This is a genomic window from Methylibium sp. T29, from assembly GCF_000576205.1.
In the GTDB taxonomy this organism is placed as follows: Bacteria; Pseudomonadota; Gammaproteobacteria; order Burkholderiales; family Burkholderiaceae_C; genus Methylibium; species Methylibium petroleiphilum.
Genome location: NZ_AZND01000290.1, coordinates 1 through 3,864, shown reverse-complemented (window position 1 = coordinate 3,864; position 3,864 = coordinate 1). Strand labels below are relative to the sequence as shown.

1 protein-coding gene and 1 pseudogene are annotated in these 3,864 nt (G+C 70.6%); one reads left to right on the top strand and one right to left on the bottom strand.

Going from position 1 to position 3,864, the window contains the following annotated elements; translation table 11 throughout:
* Positions 1–9: 9 nt before the first annotated feature.
* Positions 10–2,982, top strand: a pseudogene (uvrA, locus tag x551_RS19575) (excinuclease ABC subunit UvrA).
* Between the two features lie 51 nt (positions 2,983–3,033).
* On the opposite strand, the gene x551_RS19570 reads toward uvrA, so the two are convergent.
* Positions 3,034–3,537, bottom strand: coding sequence for an OmpA family protein (locus x551_RS19570; protein ID WP_036235694.1), 504 nt, complete (start codon positions 3,535–3,537; stop codon positions 3,034–3,036).
* Positions 3,538–3,864 lie beyond the last annotated feature (327 nt).

Genomic DNA, 3,864 nt, shown 5'->3' with positions numbered 1-3,864 from the left:
CCGCGCCGCCTGCCGGCCGCCGAGCCCGCCGCGACGATCCGCGTGCGCGGCGCGCGCACCCACAACCTGAAGAACATCGACCTCGACATCCCGCGCCTGCAGCTGGTGGTGATCACCGGGCTGTCGGGTTCGGGCAAGTCGAGCCTGGCCTTCGACACGCTGTACGCCGAGGGCCAGCGCCGCTACGTCGAGAGCCTCAGCGCCTATGCGCGGCAGTTCCTGCAGTTGATGGACAAGCCCGACGTCGACGTGATCGAGGGCCTGTCGCCGGCGATCAGCATCGAGCAGAAGGCCACTTCGCACAACCCGCGCTCGACCGTCGGCACCGTCACCGAGATTCACGACTACCTGCGCCTGCTGTACGCCCGCGCCGGCACGCCGTTCTGCCCCGACCACGAACTGCCGCTGCAGGCCCAGAGCGTGAGCCAAATGGTCGACGCGGTGCTGGCGCTGCCCGAGGACACGCGCTGATGATCCTGGCGCCGGTGCTGCGCGAGCGCAAGGGCGAGCACGGCGAGCTGTTCGAGGACATGCAGGCGCGTGGCTACGTGCGTTTCCGCATCGACGGTGCGGTGCACGAGATCACCGACCTGCCCAAGCTGAAGAAGAACGAGAAGCACGACATCGACGTGGTGATCGACCGGCTCAAGGTGCGGCCCGAGATGGGACAGCGCCTGGCCGAGAGCTTCGAGGCCGCGCTGCGTTTCGCCGACGGCCGCGCGATCGCGTGGGAAATGGATTCCGGCCAGGAACACCTGTTCTCCGCGAAGTTCGCCTGCCCGATCTGCAGCTACTCGCTGGCCGAGCTGGAGCCGCGGCTGTTCTCGTTCAACTCGCCGGCGGGCGCCTGCCCGAGCTGCGACGGGCTCGGCGAGGTGACGGTGTTCGACCCGGAGCGCGTGGTCGCCTTCCCGTCGCTCAGCCTCGCCAGCGGCGCGATCAAGGGCTGGGACCGGCGCAATGCCTACACGCACTCGATGCTGGAGAGCGTGGCGCGGCACTACGGCTTCGACACCGACACGCCGTTCGAGCAGCTCGCGCCCGAGCACCGGCAGGTGCTGCTGCACGGCTCGGGCGAGACCGAGATCGCCTTCGTCTACGCCAGCGAGGCCGCGAGCGGCAAGAAGCGCAGCGTGAAGCGCTCGCATCCCTTCGAAGGGATCATCCTAGCTTCGAGCGACGCTACCGCGAGACCGACTCGGTCGCGGTGCGCGAGGACCTGGCGCGCTACCAGGCCGCCAAGCCCTGCCCCGACTGCCACGGCACGCGGCTGCGGCGCGAGGCGCGCCACGTGAAGCTGGTCGACGTGGCGAGCGGCACGGCGCGGCCGATCTACGAGATCGCGCACGCGACGCTGCGCGAGGCGCAGCAGGTGTTCGACGGGCTGCGGCTGCAGGGCGCGAAGGCGGAGATCGCCGACAAGGTGGTGCGCGAGATCTCGTCGCGGCTCAAGTTCCTGAACGACGTGGGGCTCAACTACCTGAGCCTGGACCGCAGCGCCGACACGCTGTCGGGCGGCGAGGCGCAGCGCATCCGCCTGGCCAGCCAGATCGGCTCCGGCCTGACCGGCGTGATGTACGTGCTCGACGAGCCCAGCATCGGCCTGCACCAGCGCGACAACGACCGGCTGATCGCGACGCTGAAGCACCTGCGCGACATCGGCAACAGCGTGCTGGTGGTGGAACACGACGAGGACATGATCCGCGCCGCCGACCACGTGATCGACATGGGCCCGGGCGCCGGCGTGCACGGCGGCCGCGTGATCGCGCAGGGTGCTTCGCGGACGTATGCGCGGCGCCCGAATCGCTGACCGGCCAGTACCTCGGCCGCGCGCTGCGCATCGCGGTGCCGCGGCAGCGCACGCCGTGGCGCAGCGACGCCACGCCGCACATCGACGCTGTCGCCGCGGCCGGCCTGCCGCCGCGCAAGGCCGGCAAGAATGAACCCACGCCCGGCCAGCGGGCCTGGGCCGAACGCGGTGCGATCACCGCGCTGCGCATCGCCGGCGCGCGCGGCAACAACCTCAAGGGCGTGAGCGTCGAGATCCCGGTCGGCCTGCTGACCTGCGTGACCGGCGTGTCGGGTTCCGGCAAGAGCACGCTGGTCAACGACACGCTGTACGCGGCGGTGGCGCGCAAGCTCTACCAGAGCCATCTCGACCCGGCGCCGCATGACGAGATCGACGGCATCGAGCACTTCGACAAGGTGATCAACGTCGACCAGAGCCCGATCGGCCGCACGCCGCGCTCCAACCCGGCGACCTACACCGGCCTGTTCACGCCGATCCGCGAGCTGTTCGCCGAGGTGCCGGCGGCGCGCGAGCGCGGCTACGGACCGGGCCGCTTCTCGTTCAACGTGGCCGGCGGGCGCTGCGAGGCCTGCCAGGGCGACGGCGTGCTGAAGGTCGAGATGCACTTCCTGCCCGACGTCTACGTGCCCTGCGACGTCTGCCATGGCAAGCGCTACAACCGCGAGACGCTCGAGGTGCTCTACAAGGGCAGGAACATCACCGAGGTGCTGAACCTCACGGTGGAGGACGCCCACGCCTACTTCAGCGCCGTGCCGAGCATCGCGCGCAAGCTGCAGACGCTGCTCGACGTGGGCTTGGGCTACATCACACTGGGGCAGAGCGCCACGACGCTGTCGGGCGGCGAGGCGCAGCGGGTCAAGCTCGCGCTCGAGCTGAGCAAGCGCGACACCGGCCGCACGCTCTACATCCTCGACGAGCCGACCACCGGCCTGCACTTCGCCGACATCGACCTGCTGCTGAAGGTGCTGCACCAGCTGCGCGACGCCGGCAACACCATCGTCGTGATCGAGCACAACCTCGACGTCATCAAGACCGCCGACTGGCTGATCGACATGGGTCCCGAAGGCGGCGCCGGCGGCGGCCAGGTGGTGGCGGTGGGCACGCCCGAGGACGTGGCCGCCAATCCGGCGAGCCACACCGGGCGCTACCTGCGGCCGCTGCTGGGCGAATAGCCCTCGGTGTCCCGCCCTCTCCCCCGCACGTGGGAGAGGGTCTCGCGAGAATCACTCCACCAGCCGGATCTCCACGCGACGCGCTTCCGGCGCGGCGCCGTCGCCCAGCGTCACGTCGGGCTTGCGCAGCGCGATGCGCGCCGCGTCCACGCCCTCGGCCACCAGCGCCGCACGCACGGCCTTCGCGCGCGCCTTGGCGAGTTCGGCGTTCAGAGCCGCAGCACCGCTGGCGTCATGAAAGCCCGACAGCACGACGCGCTGCTGAGGCGCGTCCTTCACGGCCTGGATCGCCTTGTCCAGCGCCACCAGCGCGCCGTCCGGCAGCACGGCCTGGCCGACCGCGAAGTAGACCGTACCGACCACCTCGCCCTCGAGCGGACCGTCGACGAAGGCCAGCGTCTCGGTGCCCGCCACGGCCTGCGCTCCATCACCGCCCGCAGCGGCGTTCATCGCCCGGATCGCGAGGCCGCCGATCAGGCCGGCCACCACCAGGAACACCACGGCCAGGGCCGTCCAGACGCCGATGCGCGTGCCTTCATCCTCTTGATCGAACATGTTCGTGCTGCCTTGGCAGATCCGTTGTTGAGCGAAGCGCGATTCTAGGGAGCGAAGGTGACGGGGGCCGCACGAGGCCCGCCCCCGGTCCGAGGCTTCGCAGGATTGACGGGCTGCGCGGCCGAAGCTACATCGGCGCATGAAGCGCGGTTCACGCGCTCCCTGGAGACACCATGGCCCGCAAGTCCACCGCCAGGAGCGGTCGCGCCGCCCCGATTCCCACCCACGGCAAACGCAGCTTCGATCTGTGGTGCGACGCCCATCTGGCCGACGGCGCCAGCGTGCAACGCCAGCAGCGCGGCAGCGCCGGCGCGGCGTCGCGCGGGC

Coding starts and splice junctions, on each gene's coding strand:
- x551_RS19570 (WP_036235694.1), bottom strand. CDS start 3,537: ATGTTCGATCAAGAGGATGAAGGCACGCGCATCGGCGTCTGGACGGCC.